This is a genomic window from Paenibacillus yanchengensis (assembly GCF_042684845.1).
Classification (GTDB): Bacteria; Bacillota; Bacilli; order Paenibacillales; family Paenibacillaceae; genus Pristimantibacillus; species Pristimantibacillus yanchengensis.
The window spans coordinates 23975-47004 of the sequence record NZ_JBHUMH010000064.1 but is presented as its reverse complement, the minus strand read 5'-3'; the positions used below and the strand labels follow the sequence as shown (position 1 = coordinate 47004).

Annotated in this window: 22 protein-coding genes and 1 pseudogene; 16 read left to right on the top strand and 7 right to left on the bottom strand. The window is 37.2% G+C overall.

Annotated elements, in window-relative coordinates; genetic code table 11:
• Positions 1 to 18 precede the first annotated feature (18 nt).
• The 12 genes from ACFSTH_RS20070 (at position 19) to ACFSTH_RS20015 (ending at position 12299) form a co-directional block, all read left to right on the top strand.
• On the top strand, positions 19 to 1026 hold the full coding sequence (locus ACFSTH_RS20070) for an ABC transporter substrate-binding protein (RefSeq protein WP_377773239.1): 1008 nt from the start codon (positions 19 to 21) through the stop codon (positions 1024 to 1026).
• A complete protein-coding gene (locus ACFSTH_RS20065) occupies positions 1023 to 2066 on the top strand; it encodes a FecCD family ABC transporter permease (protein ID WP_377773237.1) in 1044 nt (347 codons plus the stop codon). The genes ACFSTH_RS20070 and ACFSTH_RS20065 overlap by 4 nt, the downstream gene beginning before the upstream one ends.
• Before the next feature lie 42 nt (positions 2067 to 2108).
• Positions 2109 to 2891 (top strand): ABC transporter ATP-binding protein, encoded by a 783-nt coding sequence (locus ACFSTH_RS20060; RefSeq protein WP_377773235.1) that lies wholly within the window; start codon positions 2109 to 2111, stop codon positions 2889 to 2891.
• A gap of 201 nt (positions 2892 to 3092) precedes the next feature.
• Positions 3093 to 4883: a stalk domain-containing protein gene (locus tag ACFSTH_RS20055; protein ID WP_377773233.1), complete on the top strand. Its 1791-nt coding sequence runs from the start codon at positions 3093 to 3095 to the stop codon at positions 4881 to 4883.
• A gap of 166 nt (positions 4884 to 5049) precedes the next feature.
• A complete protein-coding gene (locus tag ACFSTH_RS20050) occupies positions 5050 to 5874 on the top strand; it encodes a phosphodiester glycosidase family protein (RefSeq protein ID WP_377773231.1) in 825 nt (274 codons plus the stop codon).
• A gap of 38 nt (positions 5875 to 5912) precedes the next feature.
• Entirely contained in the window at positions 5913 to 6206 is a 294-nt protein-coding gene (locus tag ACFSTH_RS20045) for a DUF1294 domain-containing protein (protein WP_377773229.1), read from the top strand.
• Positions 6207 to 6223: 17 nt separating this feature from the next.
• Positions 6224 to 7324 carry a DUF3900 domain-containing protein gene (locus ACFSTH_RS20040; protein ID WP_377773227.1) on the top strand — a complete coding sequence of 367 codons (1101 nt, stop codon included), beginning with the start codon at positions 6224 to 6226 and terminating at the stop codon, positions 7322 to 7324.
• Between the two features lie 77 nt (positions 7325 to 7401).
• Positions 7402 to 8703 (top strand): hemolysin family protein, encoded by a 1302-nt coding sequence (locus ACFSTH_RS20035; protein WP_377773225.1) that lies wholly within the window; start codon positions 7402 to 7404, stop codon positions 8701 to 8703.
• A gap of 55 nt (positions 8704 to 8758) precedes the next feature.
• Complete coding sequence (locus ACFSTH_RS20030; protein ID WP_377773223.1) at positions 8759 to 9550, top strand: undecaprenyl-diphosphate phosphatase; 792 nt, start codon at positions 8759 to 8761, stop codon at positions 9548 to 9550.
• A 102-nt stretch (positions 9551 to 9652) separates the two neighbouring features.
• Positions 9653 to 9919, top strand: a complete 267-nt coding sequence (locus ACFSTH_RS20025) for a hypothetical protein (protein WP_377773221.1) — start codon at positions 9653 to 9655, stop codon at positions 9917 to 9919.
• Positions 9916 to 11340, top strand: coding sequence for an MDR family MFS transporter (locus ACFSTH_RS20020; RefSeq protein ID WP_377773219.1), 1425 nt, complete (start codon positions 9916 to 9918; stop codon positions 11338 to 11340). The genes ACFSTH_RS20025 and ACFSTH_RS20020 overlap by 4 nt, the downstream gene beginning before the upstream one ends.
• Before the next feature lie 23 nt (positions 11341 to 11363).
• Complete coding sequence (locus tag ACFSTH_RS20015) at positions 11364 to 12299, top strand: serine hydrolase domain-containing protein (protein ID WP_377773217.1); 936 nt, start codon at positions 11364 to 11366, stop codon at positions 12297 to 12299.
• Between the two features lie 26 nt (positions 12300 to 12325).
• Here ACFSTH_RS20015 and ACFSTH_RS20010 read toward each other — a convergent pair whose 3' ends face one another.
• The 3 genes and pseudogenes from ACFSTH_RS20010 to ACFSTH_RS20000 all read right to left on the bottom strand — a co-directional run.
• Entirely contained in the window at positions 12326 to 12487 is a 162-nt protein-coding gene (locus ACFSTH_RS20010) for a hypothetical protein (RefSeq protein ID WP_377773215.1), read from the bottom strand.
• Positions 12488 to 12506: 19 nt separating this feature from the next.
• A complete protein-coding gene (locus tag ACFSTH_RS20005; protein WP_377773214.1) occupies positions 12507 to 12833 on the bottom strand; it encodes a hypothetical protein in 327 nt (108 codons plus the stop codon).
• 53 nt (positions 12834 to 12886) lie between these two features.
• Positions 12887 to 13588, bottom strand: a pseudogene (locus ACFSTH_RS20000) (beta-galactosidase); the annotation flags it as partial.
• A 342-nt stretch (positions 13589 to 13930) separates the two neighbouring features.
• Here ACFSTH_RS20000 and ACFSTH_RS19995 point away from each other — a divergent pair.
• Positions 13931 to 14632: a FadR/GntR family transcriptional regulator gene (locus tag ACFSTH_RS19995; RefSeq protein ID WP_377773210.1), complete on the top strand. Its 702-nt coding sequence runs from the start codon at positions 13931 to 13933 to the stop codon at positions 14630 to 14632.
• Entirely contained in the window at positions 14625 to 15854 is a 1230-nt protein-coding gene (locus tag ACFSTH_RS19990; protein WP_377773208.1) for a CynX/NimT family MFS transporter, read from the top strand. The genes ACFSTH_RS19995 and ACFSTH_RS19990 overlap by 8 nt, the downstream gene beginning before the upstream one ends.
• Before the next feature lie 13 nt (positions 15855 to 15867).
• Here the strand turns inward: ACFSTH_RS19990 and ACFSTH_RS19985 are convergent, their stop codons facing one another.
• From ACFSTH_RS19985 to ACFSTH_RS19970, 4 genes are read right to left on the bottom strand one after another with little or no spacing between them, the layout of a single operon-like run.
• Positions 15868 to 16086: a hypothetical protein gene (locus tag ACFSTH_RS19985; RefSeq protein ID WP_377773206.1), complete on the bottom strand. Its 219-nt coding sequence runs from the start codon at positions 16084 to 16086 to the stop codon at positions 15868 to 15870.
• 4 nt (positions 16087 to 16090) lie between these two features.
• Positions 16091 to 17206, bottom strand: a complete 1116-nt coding sequence (locus tag ACFSTH_RS19980) for a GerAB/ArcD/ProY family transporter (protein WP_377773204.1) — start codon at positions 17204 to 17206, stop codon at positions 16091 to 16093.
• Between the two features lie 12 nt (positions 17207 to 17218).
• Entirely contained in the window at positions 17219 to 18424 is a 1206-nt protein-coding gene (locus ACFSTH_RS19975; protein ID WP_377773202.1) for a Ger(x)C family spore germination protein, read from the bottom strand.
• Between the two features lie 18 nt (positions 18425 to 18442).
• On the bottom strand, positions 18443 to 19981 hold the full coding sequence (locus tag ACFSTH_RS19970; protein ID WP_377773200.1) for a spore germination protein: 1539 nt from the start codon (positions 19979 to 19981) through the stop codon (positions 18443 to 18445).
• A gap of 248 nt (positions 19982 to 20229) precedes the next feature.
• On the opposite strand from ACFSTH_RS19970, the gene hisA reads away from it, so the two are divergent.
• Together hisA and ACFSTH_RS19960 are read left to right on the top strand one after the other, a co-directional pair.
• Complete coding sequence (gene hisA / locus ACFSTH_RS19965; protein WP_377773198.1) at positions 20230 to 21000, top strand: phosphoribosylformimino-5-aminoimidazole carboxamide ribotide isomerase; 771 nt, start codon at positions 20230 to 20232, stop codon at positions 20998 to 21000.
• Between the two features lie 407 nt (positions 21001 to 21407).
• Positions 21408 to 22982: a protein adenylyltransferase SelO gene (locus ACFSTH_RS19960; RefSeq protein ID WP_377773196.1), complete on the top strand. Its 1575-nt coding sequence runs from the start codon at positions 21408 to 21410 to the stop codon at positions 22980 to 22982.
• Positions 22983 to 23030: the final 48 nt, after the last annotated feature.

Below are 23030 nucleotides of genomic sequence, written 5' to 3'. Positions count from 1 at the left end.
AATAGAAATGGAGAAATCATGATGAAGGCATGGAAGCAAAAATCACTATATCTCGTTATATTAACGATAATTACGGCGTTGGTACTTGCAGGTTGTACTACAACAAATAATAAAAACGAAGGAACTCCAACCAATGTTGCTCCAACAGAACAACAACCGACAAATAATGGTGTTGAATCTAGCAACAATGAAAAATTAGAAACATCTTATCCTCTAACGATTACAGACGATACGAATACTACACTCGAAATTACACAAGTTCCACAAAAAGTAGTCACATTGCTGCCGAGTGAAACAGAAATATTATATGCCATTGGTTCTGGAGAACAAGTAGTTGGAGTAGACGCATTCAGCAACTATCCGAATGAAGCAAAAGAAAAAGCACAAATTGGAGATTCAACGACCAATATTGAAGCAATAATGGCTTTGGAGCCTGACGTCGTGTTTGCTTCATCTACAATGAATACAGCCGCTATTGAGCAATTACGAGCGCTAGATATCACTGTCTATGCAACAGATCCTAAAACATATGAAGCAGTTATCGAAAAAATTCAAGCAATTGGAACGTTGATGAATAAACAGCAAGAAGCTGAAGCAGTAGCGAAGCATATGCAATCGGTGAAAGACGATATTGTTACGAAACTAAGTGGCGTAGAGCCGAAAACAGTATTCTTCGAAGTAATGGAAGGATGGACGGTTGGATCAGGCGAGTTTATTGATGAAATGCTACAACTCGCAGGTGGTACTAACGTAGCTGGTCAGACGCCAGGTTGGTATGAAATTTCTGTAGAGCAATTAATTGAGATGAATCCAAGTGTTATTTTGTTTGCCGATCGAGAAGGAGAGACCGATGTTTTAACAGAAAGCATTAAAAATAGAGCCGGTTGGGAAGTCATCGATGCTATTAAAGAACAAAAAGTATTTCCGATTAATGAAGATCAAGTTTCAAGAGTCGGTCCACGACTAGCAGATAGTTTACAACATATCGCTGCTGCTCTCCATCCAGAGCTATTTGAACAACAATGATGAAGAAACAACTCACTTATGGAGCAGCAGCAATGCTGCTTCTTATTGTTTCTATTATTGTTAGTCTTTCTGTTGGTTCAGCATCGATATCGCTTGCCGATGTTTGGTCTATTCTGCAAGATTATTTATTCCATTCTTGGCAAACAGATGCTAGTTATACAGACGCAACGGCAGCTATAGTCGTTAAAGTCCGATTACCGCGCGTCATATTAGCTGTATTGGTCGGTGCAGCACTCGCACTAGCTGGAGCTGGATTTCAAGGGATACTACGCAATCCGCTAGCTGATCCATATACGTTAGGTGTAGCATCAGGTAGCTCTATAGGTGCAGCCGTAGTTATCCTGTTTGGAATGCAGCTATGGCTAGGACTGTGGACTATACCGCTAGCAGCTTTCCTTACGGGGTTACTTGCTCTGATTACAGTATTAATGCTAGCTCGTCACCAAGGATTAATGAATATTGAAACATTAATACTATCTGGCGTAATCGTGCAAGCTTTTTTAGGTGCTTTCGTATCATTTATGATTTCCTTATCCCAAGGTGCAGTCAATGAAATATTATTTTGGATTATGGGATCGCTAGCCCATAGAAGTTGGGACCACGCACTTATGCTATTGCCATTTCTAATTATTGGTTTTCCTATTCTTTTCTTATATCGTTCTCAACTCAATGTAATCATGTTAGGTGAACGGCATGCGGCTCATTTGGGAATGAATGTAGAGCGAACGAAATTTATCATTCTTATTACTTGCACATTGCTAACAGCTGCTGCCGTATCTGTGTCAGGAGTCGTTGGTTTCGTTGGTTTGGTCATTCCCCACTTACTGCGACTCTTAGTTGGACCAGATTATCGACTCTTGTTACCGCTGTCTGCTATATGTGGCAGCACCTTTATGCTGTGGGCAGATACACTTGCTCGAACGCTGCTGAGCCCGAGAGAAATACCGTTAGGAGTTATTACAGCTTTAGTCGGTGCTCCTTTTTTTGCTTATTTGTTAATTCGTCATAAAAAAGCAGGTAAACAAGCAACTTTACTTTAAATGCACATGCACTAAAACCGATCGTTCGTTTAGGAGGATATAATGATTAAGTTAAAAGAAGTAGCGTTTCGAATCCAAACGGAACAAATACTACATAATATTTCCTATACTTTTCACCCAGGAAAAACATATGGCATTATTGGTCCTAATGGAGCGGGAAAATCAACGTTATTACATATTCTGTCTGGCTTAAATAAGCCATCTGCTGGCATTGCCACTATGCATGATAAGCACATCCATACGATTGCTCGAAAACAGCTGGCGCAGCAATTGGCTGTACTGCAACAAGAAGGTTTGCCAACTATTGGCTTTACAGTAAAAGAAATAATCGCTATGGGTCGATTCCCTTATCAAAATTTGCTCGGCATAGAAGAACGCTCCTCCGACTATGTAGAAAAACAAATCAATGTAGCAATTACTAAGATGGGTTTAGGATCACTACAAACCAAAAAATTGAACGAGCTAAGTGGTGGAGAACGACAGCGTGTAGCAATTGCGCAATTAATGGTACAAGACGCTGGCATTATCTTGTTAGACGAACCGACAACTCATTTAGATATCGGCTATCAAATAGATTTAATGGACGAAATTCAAACATGGAAGCAGCAACAATCATTAACTGTTATAGCCGTACTTCATGATCTTAATATTGCAGCTTTATACTGCGATGAATTACTTGTCATTTATCGCGGTCAATTGTATGCTTTTGGTTCACCAGAAGCAGTATTAACTGCCGACACGATCCGCCATGTTTATCAAGCCGAAACGATGATTCAGATGCACCCAATTAAAAATGTGCCGCAAGTTATCTTATCGCCAAAATGAAAATATTGTTGAATAATCAAAGAAGTCTGGAAATATGAGCACATATTGTTAATTAAGTTCGTTATTCTATTTTATCAGCGCAACTTTTCTAGAATAATTACGTCTAATTTAGTGGAGTAGAGGAAAGAGTGATAAAGACATACTAAAATACAGATTGCTTTAACTTACTCACAATAGATACAGAAAGTAGGATGAAATCGGTTGAGCAAGTCTACAAAAAAAATGAGCAGTTGGGTAAAGGGAGCAGCGCTAACTACAGTGCTTTCTGCTGTATTATTAGTAAATCCAATATCTAGCCCGCTCATACATGCAGCTAAAGTGACGTCCGGTACTTCATATGTTTTATTCCAAATTGACAAAAAAGAAGTTTTCTTGAACGGTGAAATACATACTTTAAACGCAGCTCCATTCGTGCAGGGCGGAAGTACGTATGTACCAGCTAAATTTTTAGGTGATGCTTTTGGAATGGATGTTACATGGGATGCTGCCGCAAAAGAAATTACACTGAAAACACCTAGCCATCTTATTATCTTCAACAACGGAAAAGAAAAACTAACTGTCAACGGTAAAGCTGTTCCATTTGGTGATGGAGGTAAAATCGTCAATGGCAGTTTAATGATTAAATTGACGTGGTTATCGGAGTATATGAATGCGAAATATACATACAATCACGACGTACGTACGGTAGAAGTTATTTATAACGGTACACCAAATGGAGTTTATGATCCTGATAAGAAAAACTCTACGCCAATTGCCAAGTTTGCTTTTGCTAAAGATACATACCGCAAAGGTGAGCCGATCAAATATGTTAATTTGAGCTACGATCCAGATGGCGATGGTTTACAGTTAAAATGGGAAGGCAAACAAGATGCCTTTTTTGAAGCGGGAACTTATCCAATCACATTAACAGTTACAGATAAGTCTGGTAATATTAGCAAATCATTTACTAGAAATGTAGAAATTACGGATGAGCATTATTTATCTGAACTTGAATTTCCGATTTACCAATTGCCAGTTGGGGGAATTGTGAAAACGAACTGGAACATTATTAACAAACATTACTCTAACTTTCCCGATCTATCAAAAACAGTAACGAACGATACTTCTCGTTCATTGCTGATGAGTGATAGCCCGGAAACATTTTACCAAACAGGTATTTTATATCAAGATATTATTAATGGCAAAGGCCGCTTATATGCCGACCATTTCAATGGAACTGGGGAAACTGTAGGCTTTGCTATACTAGCTACTAACACAACAGATGAGCCAATTACAGTTCGTACAACCAGACAAGGTGAAGTGTTTCCTTCTATTTATGCAAATTTAATAGGTAGTGAAGCTATGGTCGATTTCTTATTAGACGAAATGAAACCTGAAACAATGGTTGTACCACCATTTCAAACGTTTATTTACAAACAGTTTCCTAAATTTGACCCTAAACAAGGGGTTAACTTGATGTATGACTTGGAGACAGATGGTGATTTGACGTTTACGTTTGCAGCAGCTAAGGAAGTATCGGAAGATATGTTGAAAATGCCTAAGTTGCCGTTTGAAGGACATATTCGAGGTACTTTTCAAATCGCTGGCTTCGACTGGGATATTGATATGGCAGCCAATCCGATCAGTAAACCTCATAAACTAGTACTAGGTGACGGGAAAGTTGATTTACACTATCCTGGTTACGATCCACAGAGCGGTGTAGATACTGTACTGAAAAGCAACTATGGTACTATCTATAAAATTAATATTAAAAATCCTGAAAAAATGGCAGTAATGCTCTTACCACGGGCTGGTGTATTCAAAGGACCGTTCAAAGTAAACGGAGAAATTGTGAAAGTGCCAAGCACAGGTACATTGACTGCGTTTAACGGGATGTCAATTCTTGCAAAAACGACTGGTGAAGAAGATATGTTAACATTAGAATATAGCCCACCAGCGAATTCTTCTTTTCCAATCCATATTATTTTTTATCCGCTTGAAGATTTAGAATAATAGTTGAAAAGTAGTCATAAGCTGTCTGTTGCCGGATGATACGGGGTGCAGACAGCTTTTCATTTTTGACCTAACGATCTAGTGCTAAATAGCGCTCACTGTTATTTATTTGTATTTTTTTGTATAATACATATATGTAGTAAAAGATTAGGGGGAGCAAGCTAGTATGTCGGAAGAAACAAATGTAAAATTATCAAAGAAGCAGTGGATGGCATCATTTGCTATATTAGGTTTAATAATGGTTATTTTAGCGATAGCGTTGTATTTTATGATCCAGTCTATATCCGGCAGGGAAGTAGTAAAAACGGGTGGTATAGAAGAGATTGAGCAATACGAATACATAGAAACAAAAGCAGACAATGGATTGATTCTACATCAAGTAGTTACAGCTCCAGCGAATATATCGCCAGAAATCATCAATAGTAATGTTACATTAAGTAACAAAGCTGGTATGAATGGTGGTTTCTTTTATAATAATGATATATTAAGTATTGCCATGGTTAATGGTACAGCACTACAAGGGAAAGCGGATGAATATGGTAGTGGTGGCGAAAATGTCAAATATTCTCGCGGTACTTTAGTTTGGGATGGACAGGACAATGCTTTATCCGTACAAGTTGTTCAATCTGCCAAAGATATTCGAGTGAAAGATTACTCGCGTTTCTGGGCGCAAGGTGGCATCAGTATGAGCTTGCAGGATGATTCTAATTGGTTGGCTCAGATTGAACGTGAAGCCGCTCCATTCGCTAATACAGAGCATTTACGTTCTGCTATCGTTTACGATGACAAAGGAATTGTTTATTTAATCGTTAGTGAAACGAAAGCGACTTTAGAACAATTTCGCGATGCAATTGTACAAACGGTTGGCAATGGTCAATTAGTTGACGGTATTTTTCTAGACGGTGATGGTTCCTCACAGCTTAATGTAAAAGAAAAACAACTAGCCGGAGATACAAGGGAAGTCGTACAGATGATCCGAATATTAAGATAGACGGATGCAGCTATTTGGTAAAGAAATGAGGTGTGAAAATGTCGATATGGTCATTAATTGCCGTTATTTATTATGTTATTATCAATGGTTATTGTTTTTGGTTAGTAAAAGATGACAAAGTACGGGCAAAAACAAAAAAGCGGCGTATTAATGAAAAGCGTTTTTTTGTTTGTAGCTTGCTTGGTGGCGCTCCAGCTGTATTTTTAGCGATGCATCTATATCGTCATAAAACAAAACACCGTTCATTTGTTATTGGGGTACCAGCTTTGTTAGTGCTGCATATTGGCATTATATATGGTATCGTTCAGATTATTCAATTTTATTTCTATTAAGGTTTAGGAGCTGTCTCATGGATTTAACTGTTGAGTTTTTATCTTTTTTTGTTATTCAAAGTAATTCGGATCAAGAAAATACACTAAAACAATTTAAACATTTCCAAACGATGGAACAAGAAGAATATGAATACAGCGCACTAAAAAAATTTTTGCATGACGAGTTTAAAAAAATAGTGAAACGAAAAGTAGATCGTCATCCTGGTACAGCCAATGCACCTACTAAAGTAGGACGCTTTGTTGTAGAACCCGGTTATGAACTAGATAGCAATCCCAATCATAATTTATTTCAACGATTACGGGATGCAACCGACAAAGAAAGATTTGCTGGTATAGCTGATGAGCTAGTCCGCATATATATGGATACAAGTGCAGTGCGTGGTGGAGCCTTTATCATTGCTACGTTAAAATGGAATGACATTATGGATGAGTCTTTATTATTTTTATTAAAATGTGATTTTGAACCTAAAATTGCTACCATTTCAGACGAACACTCTTTAATTTCTGAAGTATCTATGGCGATAAGTGCTCGCGGTATCAAATCTATCCAGTATCCCTACATACCAGAAGATGGCATGATTGAACGTTATGAAGTGAAAATACACCAAGCGTCTCATGCCAAATATTTTGAAGATTTTTTACGCTACGTTTCCTATGAAAAACCTATGCCTGAAATTATTGGGGAACAAGTTGTCGAGATGGTACACCAGTTTATTAACGATCAATATGAGTCAGAAACGTCTACCGAACGAAGTCAAGTTGAAAATGAATTGGAAACTTGGGCAGCAAGCGATAAACGAGAACTACAGCAATGGTGGTCGCAAGAGCAAGTAGAAACAGCCGCTGCTGTCTTAGTTGAACAAAAAGAGAATCTTCCATTAACTTTTAAAATGGGTAATATTACAGTAAGTGGTTTGTTATCAGATTTTGGAAAAAATATTCATGTAGCTGAACAAAATGGTCAATATGTTGCTATCATACAAGCAGATGCAGTACAATTTGAAAAAGGGATATCACCAATTGAGTTGTTAAAACCACAAACGCTCGATGAAATTCTACCTAATATTGCCCAACCTTCGCAACCTGAATCATTGATACCAGATGAAGGAAATAATTAATAAGTATGAACCTTGTTTGAAGCGGGGATTATGTAATCAATAGCTACAAATTCTCTGTTCAAAGAAGGGGTAACATTATGACGCTTAAAGTAGTTTTATTTGCTGTTCTTCTGGCATTAACGGCTTTTTTTGTTGCTACTGAATTTGCAATTGTCAAATTACGGACTAGTCGTGTCAATCAAATGGTATTAGAAGGTGCGAAGAATGCTAAAGCAGTTCAAACAGTAACTACCCATTTGGATAGTTATTTGTCAGCATGTCAACTAGGAATAACGATAACAGCACTTGGACTTGGATGGTTAGGGGAACCAACGATTGCCAAAATGCTTGATCCATTATTTGCTTTTTGGAATATAAATCCTGAAATTAGTAGTGTGTTAACATTTGTTATTGCATTTTCTATTGTAACTTATTTGCATGTTGTTCTCGGAGAGTTAGCTCCCAAAACGTTAGCCATTATTATGTCTGAAAAGATTAGCCAATGGACTGCACCATACATTATCTTTTTTTACAAGTTAATGTATCCTTTTATTTGGTTACTTAACGGATCTGCGAACTGGCTTGTCCGTATTATGGGATTTAAACAACAAGCGGATCAAGATGCTCATTCTGAAGAAGAAATAAGAATGATTGTTTCCGAAAGTTACGAAAGTGGCAAAATTAACCAACGAGAATATGGATACGTTAATCGAATTTTCGCTTTTGATGAACGTTTGGCAAAAGAGATTATGATTCCACGGACAGATATGGTTTGTCTCTATGTTGACGCACCATTGGATGAACATTTAGCCATCATAAGGCAAGAGCGCTATACTCGTTTTCCAATTGCAAAAGGTAGTAAGGACCACATTATCGGTATATTACATACGAAGCATCTTTTTTTGCATGATCCTGATCAAGAAGACTATCCATTAGATGACTTACTGTCTCCCGTACTTTCTGTTCCAGAAACAATTCCGATTAGTAAACTGCTCTCACGAATGCAAAACGAACGATCGCAATTAGCAATTTTGCTCGATGAATACGGTGGTACATCTGGAATGATTACAGTCGAGGATATTGTCGAAGAAATTGTTGGCGAGATTCGGGATGAATTCGATGAAGATGAAGAAGCAGAAATTGAACAAGTGGCAGAGAACGTGTACCGAGTGAGTGGTAGAACGTTAATTGAAGATTTGAATGATCAATTTCATCTGAATATTGATGCTGGGGAAGTAGATACGATAGGTGGATGGATTTTTGAAAACAATGCTAATTTAGCAGCAGGAGAACAGTGGCAGTTCGATAGTTATTCATTAACCGTTCGAGAACGTGACGATTATCGGATTCGGATGATTGATATTACGTTAATCGATCAACCAACGGAATTGGAGTACTAGCCTGTAGAAAAGTATCCTTATACGTAGTGGTAAATGTGTGGAGGGAGATGTTTTTTTGTACGAATTATTTCAAGCAATCATTATGGGGATTGTTGAAGGGCTGACAGAATTTTTACCGGTTTCTTCAACAGGGCATTTAATTTTAACTGGGGAATTACTTGGCTTTACTGGGGAAAAAGAAAAAACTTTTACTGTAGTTATTCAATTAGGTGCTGTGTTAGCCGTATTAGTACTATATCACAAACGATTTATTAAACTATTAAATTTTAATTTTAAAAAAGATAGTGGGTTGAATGCACTACACATTATACTAGCAATGATTCCAGCAGGTGTCTTTGCAATTACACTGCACAGTCTCATTAAAAAGTATCTATTTGGTTATGAAACAGTATTAATTGGACTCATAGCCGGAGGTATACTAATGCTAGTGGCAGATAAAGTTAGAAGACCTGTTATTTCAGAGGAATTAGACGATATTACATATAAGCAAGCGTTTATTATCGGTTTATTCCAAGTACTTGCTTTGTGGCCTGGATTCTCTCGCTCTGGATCAACGATTTCTGGTGGGATGTTATTCGGTACAAGTCAAAAAGCGGCAGCCGAATTCACTTTTATCGTTTCTGTTCCGATTATGGCTGGGGCATCGCTCGTTGATTTACTTGATAGTAGCGAAAATCTAGCAATGAGTGATTTTCCTTTATTCGCAGTAGGATTTATTGCCGCCTTTATTGTAGGAATGATTGCTGTTGTTACATTTATTAATATGATGAAGAAAATTAGACTCTCTTGGTTTTCTTACTATCGCTTTATTTTAGCAGCCGTATTTTTCTTTATTATGATGAAATAACTTCTATAAACCTCACTGGCAATGCAGTTGCATTGTTGGCGAGGTTTTGTTATTCTTCATTAATAGTTACTATCATAATTATTGGGAAAAGGAGGCATTACGATGGATATTTCCATTATATCTGCATCGATGACTTTCACAAAAGAAGACGGCTATGTAGGTAAGGTTCATTTTTCCGTACCAGCGCATCGATTTGATTATGAAATAGTGTTACAAAGTAAAAAGGGAAAAGAATGGGGATATGGTTTATTTTTTTTGAATGAGTCTGGCGATGAGGAACAATTAGAACTTGTAGAAGAATTGCTTGAAGAAAATGATGAGCTCTTTGATCAACTGGTTGATGCAGCAAAACAAGCACTCGAGTCATGAGTATTATACCGAATCAATCGTCCGACACGGATCATATCATGCGCCGCAAAGTGACGATTGCTTTGTTTGTAGCTACCTTTTTGGCAGCAATTGAAGGAACGATTGTTGGAACGGCTATGCCTGTTATTACAAGCAGCTTAAAAGGGGTTCATTTACTTAGTTGGGTCATATCTATCTATTTGTTAGCATCCGTCATCACTACACCGATCTATGGAAAACTAGCCGATTTATTTGGCAGAAAGAACACTTTTCTAATCGGTGCTTCTATTTTTTTAGCAGGATCGATACTTTCAGGTTTATCACAAACGATGCTACAGTTAATTATTTTTAGAGCTATTCAAGGACTTGGGGCAGGGGCATTAACGACGATTCCACATACGATTATTGGTGACTTATATTCGTATAAACAGCGGGCAAAAGTACAGGGCTGGTTATCCAGTATATGGGGAGTAGCTGGTATATCCGGACCTCTCGTCGGAGGTCTACTTGTTGATTATGTTTCTTGGAGAGCGATATTTTATATGAACATTCCATTTGGCATCGCTGCCATCTATTTATTGAAAACATCGCTAAAAGAAAAACGAAATAACAATAAACCGTATATTGATTATCCTGGAATAACAGTCTTTTCCGCCGCAATGATCATCTTTATTTATATTATATCTTTGCTGGATACGACGGGTGGACAAGCTGCAACGACCAATTATGGGCTTATTGTAGGCTTAGTTATTGGTGCGGCGATATTATTCCTTTGGTTTATTCGGATCGAATTAAAGTCACCAGAGCCAATGATTCCACTAAAGCTATTTAAAAATCGGACAATTAGCACTTCTAACATTTATAGTTTTTTATTTTGTATTGTAACTGTTGCTCTAACATTCTATTTGCCACTTTGGGTACAAGGTGTTTATGGAAAATCAGCTACTTTTTCTGGTATGATGATGATCCCGTTATCGATCGCTTGGCCGCTCGGATCTATTGTAGCTGGTAACTGGATTACGAAAGTCGGTATGAAAAAAATTAATCAAGCAGCAGCTATTATATTAATTATAGGAACTTCAGGAATATTATGGATTAACGATCAATACGCCCTCATGTGGCTGGCAATATTATCTGGTCTCTGTGGCTTCGGTTTCGGTTTAACATCAACATCATTAACAGTCGCTGTTACTTCAGCTGTCGGATCACAGATGAGAGGGACTGCTGTAGCAAGCAACAACTTTGTAAGAACGTTAGGACAAACGATAGGTATTACTTTATTCGGCTTAATGTTACATACTGGCAGCACCAACAAAATCGATCCGCAGCTACTAGAAACTAGCTTGCATCACATATTTACTATTGTAGCTGTCGTTGCTGTTGTTTTGTTAATCGTTGGTTTTTTTATGCCAAAACCAGAGCTCGAAAAGCAAACAGACTAGCGGAGAGGATGCTGAACGAAGGAATGGATAAGATACATTGGAGTAACTGGGAAGAACAATTTCATCATTGGAAGATAGAATCTATCTATATTGCTGATCAAACGAACATTATCGATCACTGGCTGTACAATAATGAAGATAGATCTACACCAATATTTTCAGCGACGAAAAGTATCTTATCTTTACTTATTGGCATCGCTATAGAAAAACGGATTTTTCCTGCATTAGATGAGCCATTGTATACTGTACTTCAAGAGTGGAAGATGCCTCTACCTACGGTAGATAAACGGATAACTATCGAGCATTTATTAACGATGACTGCTGGATGGGATTGGCCATTATTTGATAAACCATACTTTCAGTTAGTTCATAGTGAACAGGTATTGCAAGATATTTTATCTGCTTCCCAAAAACATAAACCTGGTGTAACTTTCAGTTACAATAGTGGCTGTTCATATTTACTTGGTGTTATATTAGCGAAACGTGCTAATATGTCACTACTCGAATTTGCTGAAAAACATTTATTTGAACCACTTCACATGGAAAACGTAAGTTGGAATCAATTAGGGGACTATCACGAAGGTGGCACTGGCTTAACTATGCGTGGATGCGACTTTATCAAATTGGGACAGCTTTGTTTATGGCAAGGAGAAGTAGCAGGGGAGCAGTTGATACCAGCAACTTGGATAACTCATGCGACCAAGCAGCATCACAAAGCTTTGTTAGATGCTACACCAGCACTACATGGCGCATTCGGTTATCATTGGTGGTCTACTCCCGCTGAACGTAATGGGTTTACGGATTGTTACTTTGCCTATGGCTTTAGCGGCCAAATTGTTGTCATCTTTCCCGCCTACAATATAACAATAGCTGTGAAGCGGAGAGCAACGAATCGAAAAGATGGAGCACATTCAAAGCAAATTATATTTGATTTGATTTTACCTCAACTACTTCGATGAATCTGTAGCTTACAATAACAACTGAATTAATAGGTAATAACAACCATTTGATGACAATTCCAGCTAGGTATCGTATAAGTAATAGCGCCATCTTGTTCGGTAAACGCTAGTTCCATTTGTTGTGGTGCCAAATATACTTGTTTTACAGGTTCCGTCACACGGATTGTCACTTCCGTATTATACTGCATCGGCAAGTCCTCGATCACTTCAATATTTTTCCCACGACACTATCATTTCTTTCACATGTAGACTGCCTTTATCCGCATATTCCGAAAATAATTCCCAAGCTATATAAATGCCATCTGGACCTTGTGCCATACCGATTCCAGCAGCTTCCATCGTCGATGGCGTATGCTGATGTGAGAAAAACTTAAATAGATCTCGGTTAAAATAAGCATCTTCTCGATCTCCAAGAGCCGTTCCATTAGAGGACAATGTCACATGTTGTGCTTCGGAATACATTACAAACGATGCATTATTTAAAGATTTCAGATCAAACGATGGACGGAAATAGGAAGGGCAGCTCTCAGCCATATGGTGCCACTCGACCCCCAATTGAAAAGCGAATTCACCTTTATCCTGATCTAGTCAAATAAATAATGTCCTTCTAACAATAAGCGAGTAGCACCAACATCTGCTAATTTACTGCGATTATTATCTAGTTCTTCGGTCAACGGTTGTGGCATACTTTCGATCGATAAAACTGCTACGTCTGCAACAGCGGTAACATTGTCGCACCATGCTTCTTTCTCTTCTACTTCTTTATAAGCTGCTCCTATTAGTGTGTAGGTTGCATCATCCATTAATCCATTAGGATGAAGCTGATCACCAATCGAGCACTTAGCACCCATAGCTATACTTAATGCTGCTTCATAACGTAACGCGTTGGGATGCTTGTATCCACCGAATTCGCCCCATGTTGTATGGAACTTACCCGTCATTCCTAAGTATTCCATCCCAAGCGTCTGTGCGTAACGAGCAGACAAAGGAAAATGATCATATCCCCAGCCACCGGTAGGTAGCGACTCTAATTCCAGATGCGAATTCATATGTGCCAAATCTCGTCTTCCTCTAGTAAGATGACCATTATTATGAAAGATCGACATGCCTGGCTTAATTGCATGCGTTGCTTCTTTCACTCTAGTCGTATAATTGGCAAAGGTATCTTCCCATAAACGACGCATTTCCGTTAAATTACGAGGATCAGAACCACGTTGTTGGATTGAAGCAACACAGTGTTGACAATAACATTCTCTAATTCCTACAATATCAAGAAAAATACCATCGGCTATCCGCTACAGCTTCTGAAGTGTGAAAATCCAAATGAACTTGACGAAAACGCATAGCCATACCTCCAATTAAAGTATTGATATTATGTTCCAATACCTGCTATCTTACAATTAAAACGCTTACAAAACAGCGGACAATTTCGACCTCTTATAGCATAATATCGATATTAGTTGGGTTATGCAATTTGGTATTCCGATAAAATCCATTTTAATATAATAATGACTCTACTTCAATATTGGCATGTTTTTAAGTTAATAGTAGATTTACATCTTAAATAGGGTATGATAAACTAACACTTATCCAATCATCCTACGTTTAGCGTGGGAAAAGGAGGAATCGTTTTGTTAAAACATACAGAGAAGCAATCATTAGTCGAACAAGCAGCCAAACAAATGCAGCAATTAATAGAAACTGGGAAGTGGATGGTAGGCAATAAAATACCTGCTGAACCAGAATTAATGGAACAACTGCAAATCAGTCGCAACACATTACGGGAAGCAATTCGTGCACTTGTACATGCTGGTCTTATGAAAACGAGGCAAGGTGATGGAACCTATGTAATTGCTACTAACGTGCTAGCCACTGCTTTGCAACGACGCATAAATCAGACCAGTCTATTGCATACGATTGAAATTCGACATGCATTAGAACGGGAAGCAGCTCATCTTGCGGCAGAACGTAGAACGGATGAAGATCTACATCGTATAAATAGCTGTTTAATTGCTTGTCAAGAAGCATCCGATCAGCGCAAGAAAGCGGACTTTATTTTAGCTGATTTACAACTTCACCAAGCAATAATTAGTTCTGCCCATAATCCATTACTAGAAGAATTATATACTCATATAAGTGAAATAATAACTGATTCCATCACTGATTTTATAGAATTTGCCTCTGATGAACCATATTTGCTAGAATCTCATATTAGGTTAGTCGATGCAATAATATCGCAAGATAGCGAAACAGCGGTACGAGAAGTACATTGTTTTATCATTTCATATAAAAACTTAATAATAAATGGAGCGTTAAACAAACAATATGAATAATCACGTATATAGTATAGAAAGATCACAGGATAAACCTAAAGTTTGGACACTTGTCATAAGTCTAATAGTAATTGCTAGCACAATGCGTGCGCCAATGACGGCCGTTGGATCGCTTATATCCGATATAAGAGCGACATTACAATTGTCTAATGCAACTGCAGGTTTACTTACAACGTTGCCACTGCTTGCTTTTTCAGTACTTTCACCATTCGTACCAATACTTGCAAAACGATTTGGTTTAACGCAAATTATTGCAGCATCTGCTATCGTTTTAACTATTGGTATTACAATTCGTTCCAGTGGGCAACTGATCACGTTGTTCACAGGAACAGTTATTATAGGGCTAGCGATCGCAGTATGCAACGTGTTGCTCCCTAGCTTTGTAAAAACAAAATTTCCCAATAACATCGGTTTGATGACTGGAGTTTACTCTGTAGCCATGAGTTTTTCCGGTGCAATTGCTTCTGGATTAAGTGTGCCGCTTGCCGTCCAACATGGTTTCGGTTGGCAAGGTTCTCTACTTATCTGGGCCGGATTAGCATGTATAGCAGCAATCTGCTGGTGTTGGCAACTGATGATGGAAAGAAAATTAAACGCCAAAACTAATAAACCAGCGATCATTCACAATATTACTTCGCCTCTAGAAGAGAAACAACCTTTCTGGAAAAACAAATTAGCATTATCTATTACTTTTTTTATGGGATTGCAGTCTACTATATTTTACGTTATGGTTTCTTGGTTACCAGAAATATTACAAGAGCGTGGCATGTCCGCAGAGCATGCTGGTTTGCAACTATCAATAATACAATTATCACAGTTACCTTTTACACTCATCGTTCCCATATTAGCGGGCAAAAAAAAGGATCAACGCAGTTTTGTTATTATAATGTTTCTGTTGTTAATCTCTAGTCTAATTGGATTTATGTATGGTTCCGTGCAATGGGTCACTGTAGCCTCCATTTTAATGGGAGCGGGAGGAGGTTTTGCTTTTAGTTTGGCCATGATGTTTTTTACACTTCGTACCAAAGATGCTCAATCCGCTGCTAAACTGTCGGGTATGGCACAATCAGTCGGGTATTTACTAGCAGCAATTGGTCCAGTTTTATTTGGTAAATTATATGATTTGACTAACAATTGGACAGCTCCATTATTTATATTGGTATCAGTTGCAATATTATTATTTGTGATGGGGTTAATATCAGGTAAAAATCAAACGATATAGCAACTAACAATGTTTAATTTAAAAACATAAAAGGTTTTCCTAGAAACTCCAGTAAATATAGTGGAGATGGTAGTTCTATGCCGAATCCCCATAATATACCGATCACATTAGCGACAAGTAATAAACTATAGAAAAGAATCTTTTCACGCAAATTATTGGATTGTTGCAACTTTTTATGTTCGATAGCAATTACACAACCTGTCACAAATAATAAGCATAGTAGGTTGAGCATGTCATCATTCTCCTTGTTTTTGCATCTTCTGCTTGTTAAATGTTTTTCGTATTCCATACACAATTAAAAAAAATAGCGGTAATACTAGTCCGACGATAGTATCAACTAACCACCAATAATTAGAAATTGTTTCATTAAAGTGGACTACATTAGGCGCTAACGTTATACTGGAATAAAATAAAACCATCGCTAATGGAAATATTATTTTTTTCTCTGATGGTAACTGTAGCATTTGTTTTAAGCCTAAACTGACGATGGATATACCAATAGCTATTTTTATAAAAATGGTCACTGTCCACAGTAAGGCAAGAGTCCCTTCGATTCTTTGTATAAAGTTGCCAAAAGATATTTTTTTAGCTAATGTGTAAGAAGGGTAGAGATGGTTACCTACAATATATGGACCTAGAACTAACAGTGACATCAGTAACATAATAAAGATGAAAAATGCTCCAATCGCTGCACCAATGTATATATTTTTTGTAAGTTTACTTTTATCCTCTACAAAAGGAGCTATCAAAAACAGAAAACATAGCTCCATAAAAGGATAGCTAGCTGCTGGTACTACTCCTTTCCATACGGGGAACATACCATTCTCCAGAAATGGCCAAATATATTCTAATTTAGTTTTGCTGATTAACATAAACATCACAATGAAAAAAATGATGACCATAAAGGGAAAAAATAATTGACTTGCACGTGCAATTACTTCAATCCCTTGGAGTGCACCATAAACTGTTGCAAGTAAAATCAACAATATAATAGCTTGCAGAGGTGTTTCGGACATAACTTGAATAACAACAAAGTCCGCCGCTTCGCGTATATGTGTCGTTATATTCAAACTAAAGTAGAGCAAATAAATTATAATAAATGGTATGGCTACCCATTTTCCCAATACTTGAGAGCTACTTTCTACAATACTTAAATTAGGAAACAAACTAATCACTTTTGTAATAAAATATAGTGCAGCCATTCCTATAACAATCCCAATCAGAAAAGCAAACCAAGCATCTTGTTGACTTTTTTCTGTAATAATATATGGAATCATTAAAATAGCATCACCAATGGTGATAATGGAAGCTAATATCGTAAATTGTTGATTGCTAATTTGATAAGTAGTCATCTCCATAACATCCTATTCTTTTTTTATCGACGGACTATTGCCAATTGAACCAATTCGCCTAATGTGAATTTCTGGTATAACTTTAATCTCTAATTGTTTATAGTAATTCTCTCCTGTCTCTTGTATCTTTTTCCAATCGTCCGGATATGCACGTCGAATTGCAGCCCCAAATCCAACGATATCCGAATTTAATTTCTTCGTTCTTTGGATCATCTTATTTGTATTAGAAATAAGTTTCTTTCCTGTCATTTCTTCAATTTTAGTTAGTGTCTCAGCCGCAGTTAAGGTAAAGGAACATTCACTACTAATAACATCTGCTTCCACACGAACAGGTACTTCAATTTGGAATCGCCCGTCTGCTTTTTTGTTTGCTTTTATTTTGGATTTGGATCGTAGCGTTTGTAGTGTAATCACTCCATTCCCGTCTTCACAATCCAGAACACTTATTGTTTGATGTAATTGATTGGTTAAAATTGAATAACCTCTGCTTTCTGACTCATTTAGCAAACCTATTAATTTATCGTCTTTAAAGACAGCTAAACCATTTAACAAAATATTCGTTTCGTTACCTATTTCTTCTAAGTTTTTTAGTGATGCTCCTTTTTTCATATCTCCTGAAATGGAGAAGCTATTAAGCACTAATTCTTTTCCAGGTAATAACAAGTCATTTAACATGTCATCAAGATGTTTAGCTGAAACAGGTGACCATTTTTCTTGTGCAATTTTTATTTTTTGAAACATATTTTTAGCAGGAATTCGGTCTAACGAAGTAATAACACTTAACAATTGTTTAGCAGAAACTTTGTGGGCTACAGCGAAATAAAAGTCGTTACGAAAATCAGGATTTCTTTCTAAAAAATCTATTAAATGGAGTACTCCTTCTTCTTTACCAATTTGTTCAGAAATAATAACTACCCATAATTGTGCGAAATATATCTTTCTTGGTAATTTTTCTGTCAGGCGACCGACAGCATCTGGAACAGATTTTCCTGTTGATGAGTAGAGCACTACCGGTGTAAACCCACTGGATGCGGAAGTTTTTGATGCAACTTGGGTTGGATCAACTACTTGTACAGTTATTTCGATCTCATCACCTTTTTTATCTAATCCAAGTCCTATGACAATTGCTAAATCATTCAGTTCATCTTTATTCCAGCATGAAGTTAAAACGACCGAAAGCAATATGAACATTAAAGTTAGCAACATAGTTTTTTTCATAATTTCACCACTTAGAAGTTACTTTTTATTTTTATTGGATTTCATTCGTATTTTATTTTTTTGATTGATTAATTTAGGGCGTATTCTCATAAACCAGATTGGTAATCGTATAAACGTATCTTTCAAATCAGTGATCGCTAGAGGTGCAAATGGTGACATGTATGGTATTCCAAAAGAACGTAACCCGACAAGATGAAACGCCAATATGAGAATGCCGATTAATATCCCGAATAATCCGAATGAAGCTCCTAATATCATCATTGGAAAGCGAATAATCCGAATGGTAGATGACATTTCAGGTGCGGGGAAAGCAAAGCTTGAAATAGCAGTTATAGATACTACAATTACCATAGCTGCCGAAACGATACCAGCGTCAACTGCAGCAGTACCTATCACTAATGTACCCACAATAGATACAGCCTGACCAATTGCACGGGGCATACGGACGCCAGCTTCTCGTAAAATTTCAAAAGCAATCTCCATTATAAAAGCTTCTATAAATGCTGGAAAAGGAACTCCTTCTCGCTGTGAACTTAAACTAAGCAGGAGAGGAGCAGGTATCATTTCCTGATGAAACGTTGTGATCGCAATGTAGACAGATGGACCGAATAAAGCTATGAAAAATGATATAAAACGTAATAGTCTAATTAACGAACTAATATCTGAACGATGATAATAGTCTTCAGCTGCTTGAAAAAAATGAACAAACACTGCTGGGACAATTAAAGCAAATGGTGTGCCATCTACTAAGATCGCAACGCGACCTTCTAATAATTCAGAAGTAAGCACGTCGGGACGTTCTGTGTTAAATATCGTTGGGAAAGGAGTGTAGACCGTGTCTTGAATAAACTCCTCGATGTAACCACTCTCAAGTACACCATCTATATCTATTTCATTTAACCTGCGATGAACTTCTAACACTGTCTTCTCGTCGGCAATATTTTTTAAATAAATCACTTCAATTTTCGTTTGTGTTATACGACCAATTGTTGTACTTTCGATTCTTAATTTATCACTGCGGATACGTTGCCGGATTAAAACGGTATTTACCCCAATATCTTCTACAAATCCTTCTCGTGGTCCACGAATAATCGTTTCTGTTGAAGGCTCTTCAACACTTCTTCCTGATTTTTGACTCATTTGTAAAGCTAACGCACTGCTATGTTGGTCTAGTAATAATATTACTTCTCCTTGCAACATATAATTAACTGCTTGCCGAACAGTTGAAACAAATTTAACAGTGTGGATAGGTAGCATTTTATAACTTAATGCATGAAGTTGTTGCTGCAGTTCTGACAAATTTTTATCAATCTTTAATGTTGCCATATCTACTTTCAGCAAATAATCAAGACCTCGTTGCAAATATTGTTCATTTATCATACCATCAAAGTGGATTAAAGCTGCTTGGATAGGCGTTTTATCGCCATTTTCCATAAGAATACGCCTGATACGCATATCTGAACTATTGCCTAATGCAGTAGTGATATCATGTATATTTTGATGTAAACTATTACTAAGTTGTAGCTGCTCACTTGAATCATTTTCCAAATTATTCACCTCCTATATTCAAATAACGACAATAATTGATATTTTTCTACCTCTATTAGTTGTTAACAATATTCCCTGTTTTATGCATAAGCAATCATTTTATTAATTCGTGCAATGAGTGAATAATGAGTCAATGAACGTAAAGTGTATAAAATGCTCCTTTTAACTTAATGACGAAAGTGTTATTCTAGTAAAAGTGTATTCAAATATAATGATTGGAAATAGTGTAGGGAGTTCATAGGAATGGAGCAATAGTGATGAAATTTAGACCTTGTATTGATCTACATGAAGGAAAAGTAAAACAAATTGTCGGTGAAACGTTACATTCTAATCGTGTAGCAGAAAATTTTGTTTCAGCATTCGATTCCACTTATTATGCTAGTTTGTTCAAAAGAGATCGGTTAAGCGGTGGTCATGTTATAATGCTTGGACCGGATAATGAACGAGCTGCTCTTGCTGCTCTGGAAACTTATCCAAACGGTTTGCAAATCGGCGGAGGAATCCATCTGGATAATGCAGAGAAATATTTACAAGCAGGTGCAACACATGTCATAGTAACATCATTTATTTTTCGAGATGGACAGCTACACAAACAAAATTTACTTGATTTAATCCAACTAGTTGGTAAAGAAAATTTGGTTATTGATTTAAGTTGCAAAGAAAAAAACGGACGCTGGTATGTTGTTACTAATCAGTGGAATACATTTAGCGATTTTGAAGTTAATGAAGAAAACATTAAATACTTAGAACAATACTGTGATGAGTTCTTAATCCATGCAGTTGATGTTGAAGGAAAACAAAGTGGTATTCAACAAACGTTAGTTCAACAATTAGCGCAGTGGACAACAATACCAACCACTTATGCTGGTGGAGCAAGATCTTTATCTGATTTGCAATTGTTTCGAAATATAAGCAACAGCAAATTAGATATTACCGTTGGGAGTGCTTTAGATATCTTTGGCGGAACGCAATCCTATGATGAAATAGTTGCATATCATCGAAGTATAAATCGTGTACAACATAATTAAGCAAAAAAGATGCCTATAAAGGCATCTTTTTATATATCGTTACGTTACTTACTAGTTCATACTGTTGGGATCTAAATTAATTAGTGTCATTAATTATTAATGGGATTAAGTATACATAATAATTATTTATATCTTGTTATTCAGACTCTAAGACACTAGCGTGTTACAGTGGTGAAAATATGATAGTATGTGTATGTAAAATAATATGTGACTTTCTTCGGATCGGTTTGGTAAGGTGATATATTGCCTTTCTCGTAAGACCACCGTTTCTTAGTATGTTAGGACAACAATTTGGAATACTATATACTTTAATTCCTGTTTTGATTGTTGTATTTTTGTCTGGTCTAATTGGGAGAGCTGCTATTTAACAAATAATAAGTACTTATTCAAAAAAAGGAGGGCTTCATTTGACTTTATCATTACTACAACGATGGAAACTAGACAATAGTTATCAACAACTACCAGAGATTTTTTTTGCTAAGCAGTCGCCAACAAGTGTTGCACAACCAGAACTTGTTCTATTTAATGATAGTTTAGCTGATTATTTAGAACTTAGTAAAGGGACGATGTCTGATGAAGAAATCGCTCATTTATTGTCAGGCAACCAATTGCCGAACAACTTTCAACCAATTTCCCAAGCTTACGCAGGGCACCAATTTGGACATTTCACTATGTTAGGGGATGGACGAGCTATACTGTTAGGTGAGCATGTTATGACAACTGGGAAGCGATTAGATATTCAATTAAAAGGAGCTGGTCCGACGATATATTCACGTAGTGGAGATGGTCGAGCTACCCTTGGTCCAATGCTTCGAGAATATATTATTAGTGAGGCAATGCATGGATTACAAATTCCGACTACTCGCAGTTTAGCAGTTGTTGCTAGTGGTGAACTTGTCTATCGGGAGCAGCCACTACCGGGTGCAATTTTAATAAGAGTTGCTGCTAGTCATTTGCGCGTTGGTACAATACAGTATGCTGCCAATTGGGGTACAGTTGAACAGCTACAGCAATTAGTTGATTATGCAATCTGGCGTCATGATAGCCATTTACTTGAACTTGCTAAACCAGCTCGTTACGGTGCTTTTTTGGAAGCTGTTATGGAGAGGCAATGTCGTCTTGTTGCACAGTGGCAATTAGTAGGCTTTATTCACGGGGTGATGAATACCGATAATATGACAATCAGCGGTGAAACGATTGATTATGGTCCATGCGCTTTTATGGATACTTATTTTCCCGACACTGTATTTAGCTCAATCGATTCTCATGGTAGATATGCTTACAAAAATCAACCCAATATAACACTATGGAATGTAACAAGACTTGCAGAAGCAATGTTACCATTGTTAGCTGAACAAGAAGAAGCTGCGATTGGAAAAGCAGAAGCTATTCTCCAACAGTTTCCTGCTCGTTTTCATATACATTGGGAATCAGGTATGTTCAAAAAACTTGGACTAACAGAAGTAACTGATCATACGAAACGGTTGCTGTCTGATTTACTGCAATGGATGGAAGAAAGTAAAGCCGATTTCACAAATACGTTTCGCTTACTAACCATTAGTAGAAACAGTGAGGTTAATCTGCATGAGCAGTTAGCAACGAACAATATAGACCAATGGATCAAAGTCATGATAGATTATCACATTTGGACTAAAGCCGACGCTGCTACATTAGATTTGGCACAATCTTTTCAGTTATGGCAACAATGGTATATGCACTGGCATAAACAATTGTTAGCGCAAGCCAATAATCAAGCTGCTGCTAGTTATGACACGATGAAGCAGGTGAATCCAGCAATCATCGCTCGTAATCACCTCGTTGAACAACTGTTAGCCCAAGCTACAGAAAATCAAGATGCCAGCGTTCTAGATTCATTTATTACCCAGTTGCAACAACCGTTCGCATATAATGAGGAGCAAATATCGTTTGCAGCATTACCACATACATGTAGCAAACCTTATTCAACTTATTGCGGTACATAATACAAAAATTAATTCGGAACTTTTATTAATGGACGGGCAGATATTTTA

Bases quoted from the DNA above. Each gene is read 5' to 3' on its own strand.
- ACFSTH_RS20065 (WP_377773237.1), top strand. From the start codon at position 1,023: ATGATGAAGAAACAACTCACTTATGGAGCAGCAGCAATGCTGCTTCTT.
- ACFSTH_RS20070 (WP_377773239.1), top strand. From the start codon at position 19: ATGATGAAGGCATGGAAGCAAAAATCACTATATCTCGTTATATTAACG.
- ACFSTH_RS20040 (WP_377773227.1), top strand. From the start codon at position 6,224: ATGGATTTAACTGTTGAGTTTTTATCTTTTTTTGTTATTCAAAGTAAT.
- ACFSTH_RS19975 (WP_377773202.1), bottom strand. From the start codon at position 18,424: ATGAAAAAAACTATGTTGCTAACTTTAATGTTCATATTGCTTTCGGTC.
- ACFSTH_RS20045 (WP_377773229.1), top strand. From the start codon at position 5,913: ATGTCGATATGGTCATTAATTGCCGTTATTTATTATGTTATTATCAAT.
- ACFSTH_RS20035 (WP_377773225.1), top strand. From the start codon at position 7,402: ATGACGCTTAAAGTAGTTTTATTTGCTGTTCTTCTGGCATTAACGGCT.
- ACFSTH_RS20060 (WP_377773235.1), top strand. From the start codon at position 2,109: ATGATTAAGTTAAAAGAAGTAGCGTTTCGAATCCAAACGGAACAAATA.
- ACFSTH_RS19980 (WP_377773204.1), bottom strand. From the start codon at position 17,206: ATGACTACTTATCAAATTAGCAATCAACAATTTACGATATTAGCTTCC.
- ACFSTH_RS20050 (WP_377773231.1), top strand. From the start codon at position 5,050: ATGTCGGAAGAAACAAATGTAAAATTATCAAAGAAGCAGTGGATGGCA.
- ACFSTH_RS20025 (WP_377773221.1), top strand. From the start codon at position 9,653: ATGGATATTTCCATTATATCTGCATCGATGACTTTCACAAAAGAAGAC.
- ACFSTH_RS20010 (WP_377773215.1), bottom strand. From the start codon at position 12,487: ATGCAGTATAATACGGAAGTGACAATCCGTGTGACGGAACCTGTAAAA.
- ACFSTH_RS20005 (WP_377773214.1), bottom strand. From the start codon at position 12,833: ATGGCTGAGAGCTGCCCTTCCTATTTCCGTCCATCGTTTGATCTGAAA.
- hisA (WP_377773198.1), top strand. From the start codon at position 20,230: ATGAAATTTAGACCTTGTATTGATCTACATGAAGGAAAAGTAAAACAA.
- ACFSTH_RS19985 (WP_377773206.1), bottom strand. From the start codon at position 16,086: ATGCTCAACCTACTATGCTTATTATTTGTGACAGGTTGTGTAATTGCT.
- ACFSTH_RS19990 (WP_377773208.1), top strand. From the start codon at position 14,625: ATGAATAATCACGTATATAGTATAGAAAGATCACAGGATAAACCTAAA.
- ACFSTH_RS20015 (WP_377773217.1), top strand. From the start codon at position 11,364: ATGGATAAGATACATTGGAGTAACTGGGAAGAACAATTTCATCATTGG.
- ACFSTH_RS20020 (WP_377773219.1), top strand. From the start codon at position 9,916: ATGAGTATTATACCGAATCAATCGTCCGACACGGATCATATCATGCGC.